Origin of the sequence: Chryseobacterium candidae (assembly GCF_004916905.1) — a bacterium.
Classification (GTDB): Bacteria; Bacteroidota; Bacteroidia; order Flavobacteriales; family Weeksellaceae; genus Chryseobacterium; species Chryseobacterium candidae.
The window spans coordinates 1-17,739 of the sequence record NZ_SDLV01000011.1 but is presented as its reverse complement, the minus strand read 5'-3'; the positions used below and the strand labels follow the sequence as shown (position 1 = coordinate 17,739).

General features: G+C 36.2%; 12 protein-coding genes and 1 pseudogene. All 13 read left to right on the top strand.

What is annotated here, in order from left to right:
• Nucleotides 1-199: 199 nt before the first annotated feature.
• A complete protein-coding gene (locus EK417_RS06200; RefSeq protein ID WP_136521636.1) occupies nucleotides 200-499 on the top strand; it encodes a transposase in 300 nt (99 codons plus the stop codon).
• The gene (locus EK417_RS06195) at nucleotides 496-882 is read left to right on the top strand and encodes a hypothetical protein (RefSeq protein ID WP_168801938.1); all 387 of its coding nucleotides are present in this window, start codon (nucleotides 496-498) and stop codon (nucleotides 880-882) included. The genes EK417_RS06200 and EK417_RS06195 overlap by 4 nt, the downstream gene beginning before the upstream one ends.
• Nucleotides 883-1,022: 140 nt before the next feature.
• Nucleotides 1,023-5,370: pseudogene (locus tag EK417_RS06190) on the top strand (CusA/CzcA family heavy metal efflux RND transporter).
• 2 nt (nucleotides 5,371-5,372) lie between these two features.
• Nucleotides 5,373-6,521, top strand: coding sequence for an efflux RND transporter periplasmic adaptor subunit (locus tag EK417_RS06185; RefSeq protein ID WP_136521634.1), 1,149 nt, complete (start codon nucleotides 5,373-5,375; stop codon nucleotides 6,519-6,521).
• A gap of 42 nt (nucleotides 6,522-6,563) precedes the next feature.
• The gene (locus tag EK417_RS06180) at nucleotides 6,564-7,028 is read left to right on the top strand and encodes a heme-binding domain-containing protein (protein ID WP_136521633.1); all 465 of its coding nucleotides are present in this window, start codon (nucleotides 6,564-6,566) and stop codon (nucleotides 7,026-7,028) included.
• Between the two features lie 76 nt (nucleotides 7,029-7,104).
• Nucleotides 7,105-9,612: a cation-translocating P-type ATPase gene (locus EK417_RS06175; RefSeq protein ID WP_136521632.1), complete on the top strand. Its 2,508-nt coding sequence runs from the start codon at nucleotides 7,105-7,107 to the stop codon at nucleotides 9,610-9,612.
• A 39-nt stretch (nucleotides 9,613-9,651) separates the two neighbouring features.
• Nucleotides 9,652-10,041, top strand: a complete 390-nt coding sequence (locus tag EK417_RS06170; RefSeq protein WP_110368195.1) for a hypothetical protein — start codon at nucleotides 9,652-9,654, stop codon at nucleotides 10,039-10,041.
• Nucleotides 10,042-10,148: 107 nt separating this feature from the next.
• Nucleotides 10,149-10,592, top strand: a complete 444-nt coding sequence (locus tag EK417_RS06165) for a thioredoxin family protein (protein ID WP_076594410.1) — start codon at nucleotides 10,149-10,151, stop codon at nucleotides 10,590-10,592.
• A 7-nt stretch (nucleotides 10,593-10,599) separates the two neighbouring features.
• Nucleotides 10,600-11,526: an FAD:protein FMN transferase gene (locus tag EK417_RS06160; protein WP_136521631.1), complete on the top strand. Its 927-nt coding sequence runs from the start codon at nucleotides 10,600-10,602 to the stop codon at nucleotides 11,524-11,526.
• Nucleotides 11,523-11,753 (top strand): DUF4266 domain-containing protein, encoded by a 231-nt coding sequence (locus EK417_RS06155; protein ID WP_136521630.1) that lies wholly within the window; start codon nucleotides 11,523-11,525, stop codon nucleotides 11,751-11,753. Before EK417_RS06160 ends, EK417_RS06155 begins: the two co-directional genes overlap by 4 nt.
• Before the next feature lie 38 nt (nucleotides 11,754-11,791).
• On the top strand, nucleotides 11,792-12,982 hold the full coding sequence (locus EK417_RS06150; protein ID WP_136521629.1) for a DUF3570 domain-containing protein: 1,191 nt from the start codon (nucleotides 11,792-11,794) through the stop codon (nucleotides 12,980-12,982).
• 1,011 nt (nucleotides 12,983-13,993) lie between these two features.
• Nucleotides 13,994-15,487 carry a tetratricopeptide repeat protein gene (locus tag EK417_RS06145; RefSeq protein ID WP_136521628.1) on the top strand — a complete coding sequence of 498 codons (1,494 nt, stop codon included), beginning with the start codon at nucleotides 13,994-13,996 and terminating at the stop codon, nucleotides 15,485-15,487.
• A gap of 171 nt (nucleotides 15,488-15,658) precedes the next feature.
• Entirely contained in the window at nucleotides 15,659-17,083 is a 1,425-nt protein-coding gene (locus EK417_RS06140; RefSeq protein ID WP_076594415.1) for a tetratricopeptide repeat protein, read from the top strand.
• Nucleotides 17,084-17,739: the final 656 nt, after the last annotated feature.

Sequence of the window (17,739 nt, the reverse complement as noted above, 5' to 3'; positions counted from 1 at the left end):
TGTTTACTACTAAAATAATGAATTTTAATCATGTGATGAACTATTTTGTCATAAAGATTAATAATTTGAAATAATAATTTATTATTGTTGAATATTTTGTGTGGAGTTATTTAATCAAAATCTTCCTGATGAAACTCTTCCCGCACTGCAGTTGCTACCTTTGTAGGACACGGTTCTTATACTCTTTAACTTTAATGCTATGAAAGGAGTTAGAAAAAATTACCGTTTAGAATTTAAGATCCAAGCAGTTTCATTAAGTGAGCAAAGAGGTAATGTTTCTTCAGTAGCCAAGGAGCTTGGAATCTGTAAAGAAAGTTCGGTCACTTGGAGAAAACTTCACAGAGAGGCTAAACTTACAAAAGAAAAGCAAATTTTCTCTGACCCGATAAGGGAAAAGTTATTGAGGCTTCGCAATGAATTGGAAGAAACAAAGCTAGAACGGGAAATTGCTTATTTAAAATCATTCTTAATGAAAAAAGTTGTAATTTTGATAGAGTGAAAAAGCTGATTTCTATATTGTTATTAACATTGTATTTGGTTTCTACAACCGAATTGTATCAGCTTTTGAAAATGCCTCTGCTCATTGAGCATTATATTCAGCATAAAGACCTGAATCCTGAAATGTCACTTACCACATTTCTGAAAACCCATTATGATCATCCTGTGAAAGACAGTGACCATGATCAGGATCAGAAGCTGCCTTTTGTATCACATGCAAGCCTGCTGTCTGTGGTTTTTACTATTAATCCTTCCTTAGATTTTCATTGTATAGAGAAGGTATTTACTCCTATTGAAATCAAGAAGACCTTCTACAAAAGTGCGCTTTACAATAAGGAAATTCTTAATTCTATCTGGCAGCCGCCAAGATTTCGTCAATCTTAATCTATTTTTCTCAGTCATTTTTTGATTGGGAGGGTATTCTGTTTTTTTTAATAAGTATCTGTATGTAATACGGATGCATGGATCTATGCATCAGAATACCGGAAATTTTATCACGATAATTAAGATTAATTAATCATAATATGCTTACAAAAATCATTGAGTTTTCTGTAAAGAATAAACTCATAATTGCATTGTTGGTATTGGGACTCATTGGTGTGGGATCTTATCAGGTAACCCAGCTGCCAATAGATGCAGTACCCGATATTACCAACAATCAGGTACAGGTTATTACCACTGCACCATCTTTTGGTGCAACAGATATAGAACGGCTTGTTACTTTTCCTATAGAGCAGGCCAACAATAATATTTCAGGATTAAAAGAGATCAGAAGTTTCTCCAGGTTTGGGCTTTCCCTGGTTACCATTGTCTTTGAAGATGATGTAGACATCTATTGGGCAAGACAGCAGGTTGCCGAAAGACTTCAGCAGATACAGGCGGTTATTCCGCAGGGAATTGGAAATCCACAGCTTGGACCTATCTCCACGGGGCTCGGCGAAATTTTCCAGTATGTAGTGAGGCCTGAAAAAGGATATGAAAAAAAATACAATATCACAGAACTCCGCACCATTCAGGACTGGATTGTAAGAAGACAGCTTTTGGGAGTAAAGGGGGTGGCAGAGGTGAGCAGCTTCGGAGGCAAGCTGAAACAATATGAAATTGCTGTAAATCCGGACAGGCTTAATGCCTATGGAATAACAATCAATGACGTATTTGATGCATTGCAGGCCAACAATCAGAATACCGGAGGTGCTTATATTGAGAAAGGGCCTACTGTTCTATACATCAGGAGTGAAGGGTTAGTAGGAAGTATTGAAGAAATCAATAATATTTCTATTGCGACAAAAACAAACGATGTACCGCTGTTTATACGGGATATTGCTGAGGTAAAGCCGGGGTTTGCAACCCGTTATGGAGCGATGACCTTTAATGACCAGGGAGAAGTATCAGGAGCTGTAGTAATGATGCTCAAAGGCGAGAACAGTAATCAGGTCATAAAAAATGTAAAGGAAAAAATTGCCCAGGTTCAGAAATCGTTGCCGAAAGGAGTGGTGATAGAGCCTTTTCTGGACAGAACCAAAATGGTGAACAACGCCATCGGAACAGTAGAAAAAAACCTTACGGAAGGAGCTTTGATTGTAGTCTTTGTACTGGTTTTATTTCTGGGGAATATAAGAGCAGGTTTGCTGGTTGCCTCTGTTATTCCTTTGGCGATGCTTTTTGCAATATGTATGATGAACCTCTTTGGAGTCAGTGGAAATCTGATGAGTCTTGGAGCCCTGGATTTCGGACTGATTATCGATGGAGCTGTGATTATTGTGGAATCTGTCTTACATCAGTTCAGTCATAATCCGAAGTTTAAAAAGATTTTCTCTGTCGGGAAATCAGAAATGGATACTGTGGTTATAGAATCTGCAGGAAAAATGATGAACAGTGCCGTTTTCGGACAGATTATCATTCTGATTGTCTATCTCCCGATCCTTACCCTGCAGGGAATCGAAGGGAAAATGTTCAAGCCTATGGCTCAGACTGTAGCTTTTGCACTGCTGGGAGCCTTTTTGCTTTCATTAACCTATATTCCGATGATGAGTGCCGTATTGCTGAGAAAAAGAAGTGATCAGCCTACTTTATCAGACAGAATGATGAAAAAGGTAGAGAAGATCTATCTTATAGTTTTGCTCAAACTACTCAGAATCCCCAAAATAGTTTTTGGGATAGTGGCAGTCTTATTTATAACTGCTGTTTTCATTTTGTCCAAAATGGGTGGTGAATTTATTCCTTCCCTTGAAGAAGGTGATTTTGCCGTAGACACAAGGGTTTTACCTGGAAGTAACCTGACAACAACTATCGAAAGTACCCAGAAAGCAGCACACATTCTCAAATCCAGATTTCCCGAAGTGGAAAAAGTGGTCACAAAAATTGGTAGTGGGGAAGTTCCTACAGACCCGATGCCGATGGATGCTTCTGATATGATGGTTATTTTAAAGGATAAAAAAGAATGGACCTCTGCATCCACTTTCCCGGAGCTTGCTGATAAGATGGGTAAACAGCTGCAGGATGTACCGGGTATTACTGCCAGTTTTCAATATCCTGTACAGATGCGTTTTAATGAGTTAATGACCGGAGCAAGACAGGATGTCGTGATCAAAATTTTTGGAGAAGACCTTGATGTACTTTCCCAAAATGCCCAGAAGCTCGGGAAAATTATAGAAACAGTAGAAGGAACCCAGAACCTTTACATAGAACCTGTTTCTGGAATGCCACAGGTTATTATAGAATACAACCGTCCTCTGATTGCTCAGTATCATTTATCCGTTTCAGATATCAACCGGGTGGTGAATACTGCATTTGCGGGGCAAAGTACCGGACTGGTTTTTGAAGGTGAAAAACGCTTCGATATGGTCGTACGTCTGGACACCAAAGACCGGAAAAATGTGACCGATATTAAAAACCTTTTGGTTCCTACACCGTTTGGAAATCAGATTCCGCTGTCTCAGCTTGCCAGAGTGGAAGTGAAGAATGGTCCCAATCAGATTCAGAGGGAAAATGCCCAGCGAAGAATTGTTGTAGGTTTTAATATCAAAGGAAGGGATGTTCAGAGTATTGTAGAAGAACTTCAGCATAAGGTAGATCAGAAGATGAAACTTCCTACGGGATATTACATGACGTATGGAGGCTCGTTTGAAAATCTCAATAATGCCAAACAGCGCCTCATGATAGCAGTTCCCATTGCTCTGGCTCTTATTTTCGTCATGCTTTTCCTGGCCTTTAATTCTGTTAAAGAAAGTTTGCTTATTTACACTGCGATTCCTCTTTCTATTATTGGCGGTGTATTTCTGATGGCGCTTAGAGGAATGCCTTTCAGCATCAGTGCGGGAGTGGGGTTTATTGCGCTCTTCGGAGTAGCAGTACTGAACGGCATTGTATTAATCTCAGAGTTTAACCGTCTTCACAAGAAAGGAATTAAAAATATTGTAAGAATCATTATTGATGGTGGAGAATCGAGGCTTCGGCCAGTGCTGATGACGGCCTTTGTCGCTTCGTTAGGCTTTATTCCGATGGCTGTCAGCAACGGAGCGGGAGCAGAAGTACAGCGGCCTCTTGCAACGGTGGTTATTGGAGGGCTGATGGTGGCAACTTTTCTTACCTTATTTGTTTTACCATTATTGTATGTAACTATTGAAAAAGGATTTAAAAATGAAAAAAATAAAAAATAAAAAACAGATTTCCGCTCTGGCTCTTTTTGTATGCTTCGGTTTTGCGGGGCTGGTCAACTCCCAGACTCCCGTTACATTGCAGGATGCTGTTGATATTGCTTTGAAAAATAACAGAAATCTTAAAAATGAAAAATTAAAATCAGAATATACAAAAGCGCTTATCAGATCATCATCTGATATTCCTCAGACGGGAGTAACGGTAGATTATGGGCAGATCAACAGTGCTCTGACGGATATGAAATTCGGAATATCCCAGAATATAGCATTTCCGACCGTATATAAAAAGCAGAAGAACGTATACACCGAAGAATGGAAAAAATCTCTGCTGAATGTTTCTCTTAAGGAATATGAACTGAAGAAAGCCGTGAGCCTTACCTTTTATAATATTCTGTATGGGAAACAAAAAGAAAAGCTTCTTCTGGAAACATTAAAGCTGTACACTGATTTTCTGGATAAGGCAAACATTCGTCTGAAAGCAGGAGAAAGTAATATTCTGGAAAAAACTACAGCTTCCAATCAGAAATCTTCCATTGAAATTCAGCTAAAGCAATTACGCCAGGAGCTTTCAGTGCTGGGATATCAGCTTCAGTGGCTTTTAAATGCAGAAACAGATTTTCTTCCTGAAGATCAGAAAATTTATCATGGAGGTCTTAAAGAGGAGCTTAGCTTACATCCGGCTATTAAAGTATTACAGCAACAGAAAAACATTTCAGAACAGCAGATCGCTCTTGAAAAGGCAAAAATGCTTCCCGGACTTCAGCTGGCCTACAACCTCAACAGTTTCAGGGGGATGGGTGCTGATGATAAAATGTACAACGGTACACCACAGTTTCATTCTGTACAGCTTGGGGTTTCGGTTCCTGTTTTTTCAGGCGGGCAGAAAGCCAGAATTCAGGCCGCAAAAATTGCTGAATCTGTTGTGGAAAGTGATATTGCCAACATGGAATTCAATCTGCAGAATCAGTACAGAAAGGCATCCGGGATTTATCAGGCTAACCTTGACATTGTTTCCCAATATGAGAGTTCGGAATTGAAAAACGCCGATATCATCACTGAAACAGCCAAAAAACAGTTTCTTGCCGGCGAGATCAATTATCTGGAATTTGTCATCCTGATCAATCAGGCAGTTACTTTAAAAAGCAGCTACACCGATGCAGTCTGTAAACTTAATCAGAGTGCTATAGAGCTGGAATACCTTACTTTAAATCCATAACAATGAAACGTACATTTAAAATTATATCATATTCCCTGTCAATAATAGGATTGCTCATGTTTTATGAGTGTAAAGATCATGTAAAACAGGAACCGCCAGCTGCCAGTCCGAAAGATGAAAACGTTGTAACGCTTACCGATGCTCAACTGAAAAATGCACCTGTAGTAACAACAGTACTTTCTCTACAGAAGATTTCCTCTGTTTTAAAACTTAACGGAATGATAGATGTACCGCCACAAAATCTGGTTTCTGTCAGTATTCCTTTAGGCGGATACCTGAAATCGAGCAGCCTGCTTCCGGGAAAACCGGTGTCAAAAGGGCAGGTGATTGCTGTGATAGAAAATCCGCAGTTTATCCAGCTGCAGCAGGATTATTTAATGGCAAAGTCTAAAAATCATTTTGCCCAGTTGGATTATAACCGCCAGAAAACCCTGAACCAAAGTCAGGCCACCAGTGATAAGGTGATGCAGCAGGCTCAGTCTGAAATGAACAGCCAGAAGATCCTGATGAACTCCCTGGCTCAGCAGCTCCGTCTTATCAATATCAATCCTGGATCTCTGAATTCGGGAAATATTCAGAAAAGTGTACCGGTTTACAGCAGTATCAATGGCTTTGTAAGCAAGGTCAACGTGAATATCGGTAAATATGTGAATCCTTCCGATGTTCTTTTTGAACTCATTAATCCGGATGATATTCATCTAAATCTTAAAGTATATGAAAAAGATCTGGCGAATCTGAAGAAGGGGCAGAGGTTTGCTGCCTATACCAATGCCGAACCTGATAAAAAATATTATGGAGAAATACTGCTGATCAGCAAAGATGTAAACCCGGGCGGATGGGCTGAGGTACACTGTCATTTTGAAAAATATGACCAGAGCCTTGTACCGGGAATGTATATGAATGCCGAGATCGAGACCAGTACTTCTTTTTCCAATGCTGTTCCTGAAGAGAGTATTGTCAATTTTGAAGGAAAAGACTTTGTTTTTGTTGAAGAAAAAAAGCAGACCTACCGGTTAACACCTGTAATAGTAGGTGAAACAGAAAACCGATTTGTACAGATCATGAATGCTGATGATTTTAAGAATAAAAAGATTGTCATCAGGAATGCATATACACTTCTTATGAAACTTAAGAACACAGCAGATGAATAAAAATTATAGTAAAATAAAAGAACTTATAAATAAATACAAATTATGAAAACATCATCTTTAATAAAAACAGGAGCAGGTTTTATAGTCCTGCTTCTGATTGTGATTCAGTTTTTTGATACTGATAAAAATATTGCAACAGTTCCTTCGGATAATGCCATTGAAAAACATTACCAGGTTCCGGATCATGTACTGGGATTATTAAAAACAAGCTGTTATGACTGTCATTCTAACACTACAGCTTATCCGTGGTACAATAACATACAGCCTGTAAAATGGTGGCTGGCTGATCATGTGAACTCAGGAAAAAGGCATCTCAATTTTGATGAATTTAACAGCTATTCAAAAGAAAAAAAATTAAAGAAACTTGATGAAGTTGCAGAAACCATAAGAGAAGGTGAAATGCCTCTTACCTCTTATACCGTTGTTCATCAGAATGCAAAGTTATCTGATACCCAAAAGTCCGAAATAGAACAATGGGTGAAAGAGGTGAAAAAGCAGATTGAATAGCAGGCTGTTAAAAAAACAGGAATAGTACCCTGATATAACAAAACAATCAGTAAATTTAATATTATATCCATTTCGTATGAATTACAATATACCGGAAGATTTGAAAGGGCTTACAGAAACTGAAGTAGCCACTTCCAGAAAAAAATACGGATATAACCGCCTTGACGCGGTGAAGAAAGAATCATGGGTGGACCTTCTTGTCAACATCCTTAAAGAACCGATGCTGATTCTTCTTATCTGTGTTTCCTTTATTTATGTGCTTACAGCAGATTATGGTGAGGCCTTATTTATGTTTGCTGCTATTGTTGGAGTTACCGCCATTTCTTTTTACCAGGATAACCGAAGCAAAAAGGCGCTGGAAGAACTTGAAAAACTGAATGAACCTTTGAGTAAAGTGATCAGGGACTCAAAGATTATAGAGATTCCTACTTTTGAAATAGCAGTTGGAGATTTGTGCATTACCGAAGAAGGAAAACTCATCAATGCAGACGGAAGAATTGTTCACAGCAACGATTTTTCTGTCAACGAATCTTCCCTTACCGGAGAGAGCTTTTCTGTTTTCAAGGACAGCAAATCTGAAGATAATAAAGTCTATGGCGGAACAATTACGGTTTCCGGACTTGCGGTTTTTGAGGTTGAAAATATTGGAAAGGAAACTAAAGTAGGAAGAATAGGACAGTCTATTCTGGGTATAAAAACAGAAGCATCTCCGTTACAGATTCAGATCAGAAACTTTGTAAAGGGGATGGCTGTTGTTGGGGTCATTATCTTTCTTGCGGTGTGCATTTTCAGTTTTGTTAAAACAGGAGATTTTGTGACCAGTTTACTCAGCGGACTTACATTGGCAATGTCTGTACTTCCCGAAGAAATTCCTGTAGCTTTTACCACTTTTATGGCTTTGGGGGCATGGAAGCTGATGAGGGAAGGAATCATCATTAAAAGAAGCAGTATTGTAGAAACCCTGGGAAGCGTTTCTGTGATCTGTACAGATAAAACCGGTACGATTACAGAAAACTCAATGCAGTTGAAGCATCTTTATGATTACCGTTCCGACAGGATTTATGAAGAAGCAGAGTTTGGAACAACAGCATTACATGAGCTTATTGATTATTCGATGTGGAGCAGTGAGCCTGTACCTTTTGATCCCATGGAAATAACGCTCCATAAGATCTATGAACAGACCCGGAAGCCAGATCAGAGAAAAGATTATCAGCTGTTTCATGAATATCCGCTGGAAGGCAAACCACCGATGATGACTCATCTTTTTGAAAACGAACAGAAAAACCGGATTATTGCAGCTAAAGGAGCTCCGGAAGCTATCATCAGTGTTTCCAGTCTTTCAGAAGAAGAGAAAAACAAAATAAGAAAGTTAATTAAAGACTTTGGAGAGCAGGGATACAGGGTTCTTGGTGTTGCCAGATCTCAATTTGAAGGAAATGATTTTCCTGATAAGCAGCAGGATTTTAAATTTGACTTTTTAGGATTGACCGTATTTTATGACCCTCCTAAAAAAGGAATAAAAGAAGTATTTAAACATATCTACGATGCCGGTATTCAGGTAAAAGTCATTACAGGAGATAATGCAGATACTACAAAGGCTATTGCATTGCAGGCGGGAATTGAAAACAATGCTCCGGCTATTAACGGAAGTGAAATTACTACAAGTTCTGAAGAAGATTTATTAAAGCTTTCTGAAAAAGCAACCCTGTTTACAAGAATGTTTCCGGAAGCGAAGCTTGAAGTTGTTAAAGCATTAAAAAAACAAGGTCATGTAGTGGCGATGCTTGGGGATGGCGTAAATGACGGACCTGCATTGAAAGCTGCTCATATCGGAGTGGCAATGGGAAATAAAGGAACTGAAATTGCCAAATCAGCCGCAGCTCTGGTCATTACCAATGATGATCTGGATAAACTTGTTGCCGGTATAGCTGCCGGACGCAGAATATATGCTAATATAAAGAAGGCCGTTCAGTATATCATTTCCATTCACATCCCAATTATACTTACTGTTTCCTTACCATTATTTCTGGGTTGGGTATTTCCTCATATATTTACTCCGGTGCATGTAATCTTTCTTGAGCTGGTTATGGGACCTACATGTTCTATTGTATATGAGAATGAGCCTATGGAAAAAAATGCGATGCAAAGACCTCCGAGGGCATTAACAGATACATTTCTGAGCTGGAGGGAGCTTATGGTAAGTATTATCCAGGGATTAGTGATCACCGCAGGAATACTTTGGATATATCAATATTCTGCTGATCTCGGCAATGATGAGTTTAAAACAAGATCTTTGGTGTTCAGTACTTTGATATTTGCTAATATATTACTGAGTTTGGTAAACCGGTCTTTCTATTACAGTATTTTTGACAGTTTTAAAAATCGTAATTTTTTATTGGCAGGAATTTCTGTGCTGGTACTTGTATTATTGTTTGTTATTCTTTATGTAAAGCCGGTATCTGGATTCTTTAGTGTGAAAGCTCTTAGTATAAAAGAATTAGGAATGACATTGATTGTTGCTGTTATTTCGGTCTTGTGGTTCGAGGTTTATAAGTTGGTGAAGAGACATTTGGGAAGAAAATAAAAAAATCATTTGTAATAAAATATTTCATAATTTTGATTAGTGAAAAAGTTGATTTCCATATTGTTGTTATTTTTATATTTGGTTTCTACAACCGAATTGTATCAGCTTTTGAAAATCCCAGAACTGATTGAGCATTACATCGAGCATAAAGAATTGAACCCGGATATGACGCTTACAGCATTTCTGAGAACACACTATGATCATCCCGTTAAAGATGGTGATTATGGTAAAGATCAGAAATTACCCTTTATTATTCATACAACACCACTTGCATTGGTCTTTATCATTGGGAACATATTTCATTTTGAACTTAAGAATGATCAATTTAAACAAGTAAAGTCGAGGAAAATACCATCAAAAAATAACAACTTCTGTTATAAGGGGTTTCTAAGGACAGCCTGGGAACCACCAAGGTATTTATTTTCCTGATATTTTTTCAAAACCGGCTTTCATCTGTTGTCAGCCGTTATGTACTGTATGCCATGTTAGGTGTACATTATTCAACTTACTATAACAATCGTTATCCATTTTAAATAATGAAAACAATATTTTTAGCCATATTCATGGTTATAACTGCCGTTAGCATTAAGGCTCAGAACCGTTTAGATAATGCAAAAAAACAGGCCTTGGAAAATAAAGAACTTATTTTACTTAATTTTTCCGGTTCCGACTGGTGTATACCTTGTATAAAGCTCCATAAGAATATCATCGAAACCGATGAATTTAAAAAGCTGGAAACGGAAAATATTATCGTCTATGTCAATGCCGACTTTCCTAGAAATAAAAAAAATCAGCTTTCTGCCGATATGAAAAAGGAAAATGCAGGGCTTGCCGATCAATATAACCCAAAAGGACTTTTTCCTTATACTCTTCTGCTGGATCAGGATGGGAAAGTGCTGAAAAGCTGGGAAGGGCTGCCTGCTGAAAGCGCATTGGCTTTTAGTAAAGAAATAAGGGATATACAACAGCAAAGAAAATAAGAAAAAGATGCTTAGAGAATTCAGAAAGCCTCAAAGGCTGATGGGAAATGCTTTTGAAATTACTGTAGTAGACGAAAGTGAAAAAAATGCTTATTTGCATATAGATGCGGCGGTAGCAGAAATTCAAAGAATTGAAAACCTGCTGACTACTTTCAGTGAGAACAGCCAGACCAGCCTGATCAACAATAATGCAGGATTAGAACCTGTAAAGGTTGACAGGGAGGTTTTTGATCTGATTGAAAGAAGTGTTCGCATCAGCCGCATTACTGACGGATATTTTGATATTTCATACGGAGGAATAGATAAAGGTTTCTGGAATTTTGACCGTAATATGAAGCAGCTTCCTGATCCGAAGACTATTAAGGAGCATTTGAAACTGGTAAATTATGAGAATATTATTCTCAACTCCAGGGATCAGAGTGTTTTTCTTAAGGAGCAGGGGATGAGGATAGGTTTTGGTGGCATTGGAAAAGGGTATGCCGCTGAGATGGCGAAAAGAATGCTTCAAAAAAGAGGTGTGGAATCAGGAATTGTCAATGCTTCCGGTGATCTTACCGCATGGGGAGTGCAGAGTAACGGAAAGCCATGGACGATAGGAATTGCAGACCCGGATTATTCCGGACAACCTTTTTCTTACATGAATATTACAGATATGGCTGTGGCAACATCCGGTAATTATGAAAAATTTGTCATGATTGACGGCAAAAAGTATTCTCATACCATCAATCCCAAAACCGGAATGCCCGTTTCAGGAATTAAAAGCGTCACTATTTTCTGTCCTAATGCAGAAATAGCAGATGCCATGGCAACTCCTGTCGGTATTATGGGAATTAAAGCAGCATTGGATCTGGTGAATCAGATCCACCAGCTGGAATGTATCATTATAGATGATGACAATACTGTCTATTCATCTCAAAACATTAATTTACAATGAAAAACAATATAAAAAAAATAAAAAGAGGTCTGGTAGCTGTTGCTATCATAAGCCTGATTAATTCCTGTACTGCTTTGAAAGAATATGAAAAAGGAAAGCTGAATGATGCTGAAATGGCATTGGGCAACAGGACTATAGAGAAAACAGAACTTAGTTTACAATCTTACCGGGAAGGTTCTTCAGGAGCTAATTCCGGAAAAGTGGGAGGTGGATGTGGATGTAATTAATGAGTTGTTACAGTTTATAAAATTTAGAAGAATCTCACATGAAAAAAATTGTAATGAGTGTTTGGGTCCTTTTGGGATTCATAACCTCTAAAGCTCAGGAAAATACCAATACAGCACTTTCAAAAAAATTAAGTTTTGATGAAGCCAATCTGGTATCCAGCTACTACCATCAGGACGGCAACAACTCTGCTGTGACAGGAGGTATAGGATCGGAAAAGCTTAGTGATTTTTCCAATACAATTGACGTTACTATGGTAAAATATGACAATAAGCAGAGAAAAAATAAATTCAATCTTAGTGTTGGAGTAGATCATTATACGTCAGCTTCTTCCGATATGATTGATCTTAAAGCCAATTCTTCTGCTTCCCATGCGGATACAAGAATATATCCTTCGTTTCAGTGGAGCCGGGAGAATGAAAGTAAAGGAAGTACCATCTTCGGAGGACTCTCATTTTCTACAGAATTTGATTATCAGTCTTACGGGGCCAATATTGGTTTTGCCCAGAAAACAGCCAACAGAATGGGGGAGTTTACCGCCAAGTTTCAGACCTATCTTGATCAGGTAAAGCTGGTAACTCCTATAGAACTTCGTACAGGAAATTCAACAGGCAGAGAGCATGAAAACTATGGAACGAGCGGAAGAAATACTTTTGCATTGTCTTTAGCCTATTCTCAGATCATCAACCAGAATTTTCAGGTTGAATTTCTGACGGATGCTGTACAGCAGACCGGTTTTTTAAGTCTGCCTTTTCACAGGGTCTATTTCACAGATGGCTCTGTACATCAGGAAACACTTCCGGATAAAAGATTTAAACTTCCACTGGGAGTGCGTGCCAATTATTTTCTGGGAGACCGCTTTATCCTCAGAACCTATTACCGGTATTATGCAGACAGCTGGGGCATCAGGTCAAATACATTCAATATTGAGACTCCGGTAAAAATATCTCCTTTTATTTCAGTAAGTCCGTTCTATAGGTATTATTCACAGAAAGGGACAAAATATTTTGCGCCTTATGAACAGCATACAGCTTTTGATGATTATTATACGAGCAATTATGACCTTTCTACTTTTAAAAGTAATTTTTACGGAGCAGGAATACGGTTTAATCCTAAAAATGGATTGTTTGGAATAGAGCGTCTGAATATGTTGGAGATCAGGTATGGGCATTATACAAAATCTGTAGGAATGAGTTCAGATATTATTTCTCTGAATCTCAGATTCAAGTAGTAATAAAAATGTCTAAACTTTTTTAGAAAACTCTGGATCTTTGGATTAAAACGTGTAATCCTACCTATGTACATCGGATAAATATTTGATTATAAGTAAGTTGAGCGATTTTCATCAGATCTGCTATAAACGTGTTTGAAAACTGTATTTCTACGATTACATAAACGGACAAATCATTTTTTAATGGTCTGTCCGTTTTTATTTGCTTTAAATTTATTTTTTAGCGGATTAATTAGATCAGAATATCTGAAATATAAATTGTCAATTCTAAAAAATATTCATAATTGAGTACTTAAAGAAAAACTGTTTAATTTGTCCACCACATTCTCCCAAAGACTGTCTTTTATATTTTTTTGAAAAAGCCGAAATGCTCAGTTTTTTTAATCCTAATTCTGAAGGGATCAGTTTGGTGAAAGTAATCTCTTCTTAACTGCTGATGTGCTGCCAATAAGTTTCAGTTTTTTCTGGCCTGAAATGGTATCGTCTGTAGTCCAGAATAAATGAATGGGAAATGTATAATTCTTGAAATGCCCTGTAGTCTCAAACTTACTACAGATGCTTAGATCTCCTGAAATCCTGTCTTTCTGTATAAATTACTAAGATTTATCATTTCCGGATGCGACTTAAAAAAAAATCAATATCATTAAATTGTCTGCCTCCACGGAAGTTTAAATAATTCATTAAAATTTTAAATCGATTTAATCCATTTGTAACAAATTTCAATTCAGATAGTCTTATTGTAAACACAACATATATTTTTTGATCAGAAAGCCTATAAAAGCAGTCTGCCGGATTTATAAATCTTTGTGTAAAGGGGGAAATATTACATTATTTATTTGAATGTTACATTTTTGCGAAATAATTTGTTTATTTCACAATGAACATGATAATTTATGTATATTTATAACACTAATTGGGGAATAATATTTAAATAACGGTAGAAAATTATCAACTTATTTTTTGAATAAGTGAATAGGTAGATATGTAGATACATAGGGAAAAGTGGGGCTGATGGGAAAAATTAATTTAATCATTATTAAAAATAAAACGATACACTCAAAGGCTATAAAAAATATAAGAGCCTTTACAACCTGCATGCTTCTGCTTCTGGTTATGTTTTCATGCCATAATGAATCTCATCATACGGACCAGGAAAATTTTGATCTATCTCTGCTGACTCAAAGTTCTGAGCTTCAGCTTTCCGGTGAATATGAGGCTTTTGTTAAGCTTAATAAGGAATATCTGAAGAAAGCAGCAAAAATAAAATATAAAGAGGGAAAAGGACTCTGCTATCTGAATATGGCAGGGGTAAATGTTTCTGCCGGAAATTATGAAAAAGCCCGTGTTTTTTTCAATAAAGCAGAAAAAGATCTGATCAATTCTGAAAATGCTTATCATAAAGCAGTCTTCTATGATGATTACAGTCTGTATTATTCTCATCTTGAAATAAATGATAAGGCTATAGAATGCAATAAAAAAGCGTTTTACTATTTAAAGCAGGCAAAAAAAACGGAACTCACCCAAAAACTTCTGCCAAGACTGTATGTCAACAAAGGAATTTACTATGCATGGAAAGGATGGTTCGGAACTTCTTTAAAATGCTTTACAAAAGCAAATGTGCTGGAAAATTCGGCATATACCAATTGTATGGTAGCCCAATACTATTTATTTACCCATAAACCTGATTCTGCCGGAATATATATTGCCAGAGCAGATGAAAAAATGATCAACCAGAAAACAACAGATGTGGAATCTCTTTGGGTATATTATACAATGGGATATTACTATAATGAAATTGACAATAGTCAACAAGCTGAAATAGCACTTAAAAAAGCGCTGGAAATCAATATTAAAACAAGACGAACCTATTCTTCACATATAAAAGAAGTTTACAAAGCACTTGCGGAATTATACAAGAAAAAAAATGACGGAGGCAAGGCCTATTTTTATCTGAAGAAATATATGGAAGAGGAAGGAAGGTTTGATGCAGAACGATTTGCCGTTATGAATAAAGCTACCGAAGATTTTATTTCGGAAATGAAACAGGAATCGGACTGGCATAAAAATGATCTTCCGTTATTTATTGCATTGTCTATCACTGTACTTACGGTTTCAGGAGTATATGTCCGGAAGATAATAAATAGGTTACAAAAAAAGAAAAATACTTTAAAAGAGCAAACCGATACATTGAAGAACCATGTTCGGACAAAGCAGCGGAATGAAGTGATTGAGCTTGCTAAAAAGAATGACTCTTCTTTTTTGTTGAAATTCAAAGAATTCTATCCTGAATTTATTAAGTCGCTTCTGGAGATCAATCCGGATCTTGAGAATTCAGAGCTGGCTTTCTGTGCAATGCTGAAATTACGCTTTTCATCCAAAGAGATTGCGGATTATACTTTTGTACAACACAAATCTGTGCAACAGAAAAAATACAGGATCAGAAAAAGGCTGAATATTCCCGGAGAAACAGATATTTATGACTTTTTTGAAAACCTGGAAGAATAATTAAACAGATCACAATAAAAACAGCAGGATCTTGTTTTATGAAGAGATTTTATTGTTGATCTTATCAGAAATAACCAGTGAGAATTTTTAAATGATACAAAATTGTTATAGTAAGAAGATCATTGTGTAACCATAGATGTATATAGGAATTTAGCTTAATTAGAGAAACATATGATACGTATTTTTCTTTCTGTTGTACTTTTTCTTTTAGTTTCGTGCCATTCTCAAACACAGAAAGAGGATGAAAAAAAATTTGATACTGCTTTACTGAAACAGAATGAAAAGTTCAGACTTGGCGGAGAGTATGACTCGTTGATTAATCTTAATAAAAGATATTATAAACAAGCCGATAAGATGAATTATGAAGATGGAAAGGCATTGTGTTATATTAATCTGGCAGAACTCAATATATCACTGGAAAATTTTCAGAAGTCGCAGATTCTTTTTGATAACGCAAAAGAGATTCTGGATAATTCGGAAGACAATCTGCATAAAGCAAGGTTTTATAACGTTTACGGCCGCTTTAATGCGGATCTTCGAAGGCTTGACAAAGCTTTTCAATATAATAATGAAGCAATGAATTATATAAAGAAAAGCAACAATTCAGGACTTAAAAACGATATCCTTTTCAGTATTTATCTGAGACAGGGTATTTATCTCAGTCAAAAAAAAGAATATGAAAAAGCACTCGACTATTTCCATAAAGCAAAAAAATTAAATAATACCGGACTTGCAGATTGTGCGATAAGCGATTATGTCTATATGTATAAAAACAAAGATTCTGCATATAAGTACATAACGATGGCTTACAACAAAGCTAATATCAGTGGCAAAGAAGATGGAATAGCACTCTATGCCAATACTATTATGGGAGAATATTTCCTTAATTATAAACAGTATGATAAGGCAGAAATAGCTCTTAATAAAGCTTTGAAAATCAATGAGAAAACGAAGCGTATTTATGCGTATTATGCCAAGTATATTTATAATGATCTCAGATTTTTATATGAACGTACCGGAGATAAAGAGAAGGCTTATTTTTATTTGAAAGCATATTCAGATGCTTTTTATAGAACAAATACATCCTTACTGGCTACCATCAATCAGGATATGGAGTCTTTTATTACAGTAACTCAGCAGGATGCCCATCATCATAAAAATAAAATATACTGGATTGTTTCCCTTTCATTTATGGGTCTTTGCCTGCTGGGATTATATGCCTGGAGAATTATTCTTGGCTTGAAAAAACGGAAAAAAATTCTTGCTGTAGAAGCTGAAAATCTGAAAATAAGTATGAATGACAACAAGCAGGAAGAAATCATAGAACTCGGCAAAAAGAATGATCCTGAATTTTTGAATCGTTTTAAAGAAACCTATCCTGACTTTATAGCCCAGCTTTTGACGATTAATCCAGGTCTTGAAAATTCTGAACTGATTTTTTGTGCGATGCTTAAACTCCATTTTACTTCTAAAGAAATAGCAAGCTACACTATGGTTCAGCACAGGAGTATTCAGCAGAAAAAATACAGGATCAGAAAAAAATTGAATATTCCCGGAGAAACAGATATTTATCATTTTTTTGATACCTTAAAATAATCAAAAAAAAACTGTCTGATTTATCAGGTCAGACAGTACTCGAAAATATTCTCTTTTCACCACTCGGTTTTTTTTGTGGTCTCAGTATTCAAATATGAAAATTTTTAACGTAAACAGAAAAAAATACTCTACTACATGGGTACTACACCATGTGTTTGCTTTTTTAAGTTATTGATATGTAGTCAGTTGTTTCTATTTGGCGTTTTGGAAGTTTATTTATGAAAAAAAAGACATAACGATTCGAAATTGCTTTATTTTGTAAGTCCATATATTTATAATTTATCTTTTTTCATGTACTTAAGTAACATATAAGTATTACTTTCTTTCTGATTTTCAATTTGTTTTTCCGGGGATATATTGATCAGAATATCTAAAGTATTTTATCATTAAAATTTTTGCTGATTAATGAATACAAAAGAAGCGAAATGTAAATTGTTGATATTTAGTTATTTAGAGTGAAAGTGTATCTGTGTAGTATATTCTTTTTTTGTTTTTTATTAAAAATATATAAGTTTTGTACTGCGTTTTATTGTGAATGTTTTATAATATTTTTTGTTTTGTTGAATTTATGATAATAATGTATTTGTCATTAAGATCTCTAAAAAACAAAAGTTAAAACAGATTTTTGTATAATATTTTAAATTATATTCTCAAAA

Bases quoted from the DNA above. Each gene is read 5' to 3' on its own strand.
- EK417_RS06200 (WP_136521636.1), top strand. From the start codon at position 200: ATGAAAGGAGTTAGAAAAAATTACCGTTTAGAATTTAAGATCCAAGCA.
- EK417_RS06185 (WP_136521634.1), top strand. From the start codon at position 5,373: ATGAAACGTACATTTAAAATTATATCATATTCCCTGTCAATAATAGGA.
- EK417_RS06180 (WP_136521633.1), top strand. From the start codon at position 6,564: ATGAAAACATCATCTTTAATAAAAACAGGAGCAGGTTTTATAGTCCTG.
- EK417_RS06175 (WP_136521632.1), top strand. From the start codon at position 7,105: ATGAATTACAATATACCGGAAGATTTGAAAGGGCTTACAGAAACTGAA.
- EK417_RS06165 (WP_076594410.1), top strand. From the start codon at position 10,149: ATGAAAACAATATTTTTAGCCATATTCATGGTTATAACTGCCGTTAGC.
- EK417_RS06160 (WP_136521631.1), top strand. From the start codon at position 10,600: ATGCTTAGAGAATTCAGAAAGCCTCAAAGGCTGATGGGAAATGCTTTT.
- EK417_RS06155 (WP_136521630.1), top strand. From the start codon at position 11,523: ATGAAAAACAATATAAAAAAAATAAAAAGAGGTCTGGTAGCTGTTGCT.
- EK417_RS06150 (WP_136521629.1), top strand. From the start codon at position 11,792: ATGAAAAAAATTGTAATGAGTGTTTGGGTCCTTTTGGGATTCATAACC.
- EK417_RS06145 (WP_136521628.1), top strand. From the start codon at position 13,994: ATGGGAAAAATTAATTTAATCATTATTAAAAATAAAACGATACACTCA.
- EK417_RS06140 (WP_076594415.1), top strand. From the start codon at position 15,659: ATGATACGTATTTTTCTTTCTGTTGTACTTTTTCTTTTAGTTTCGTGC.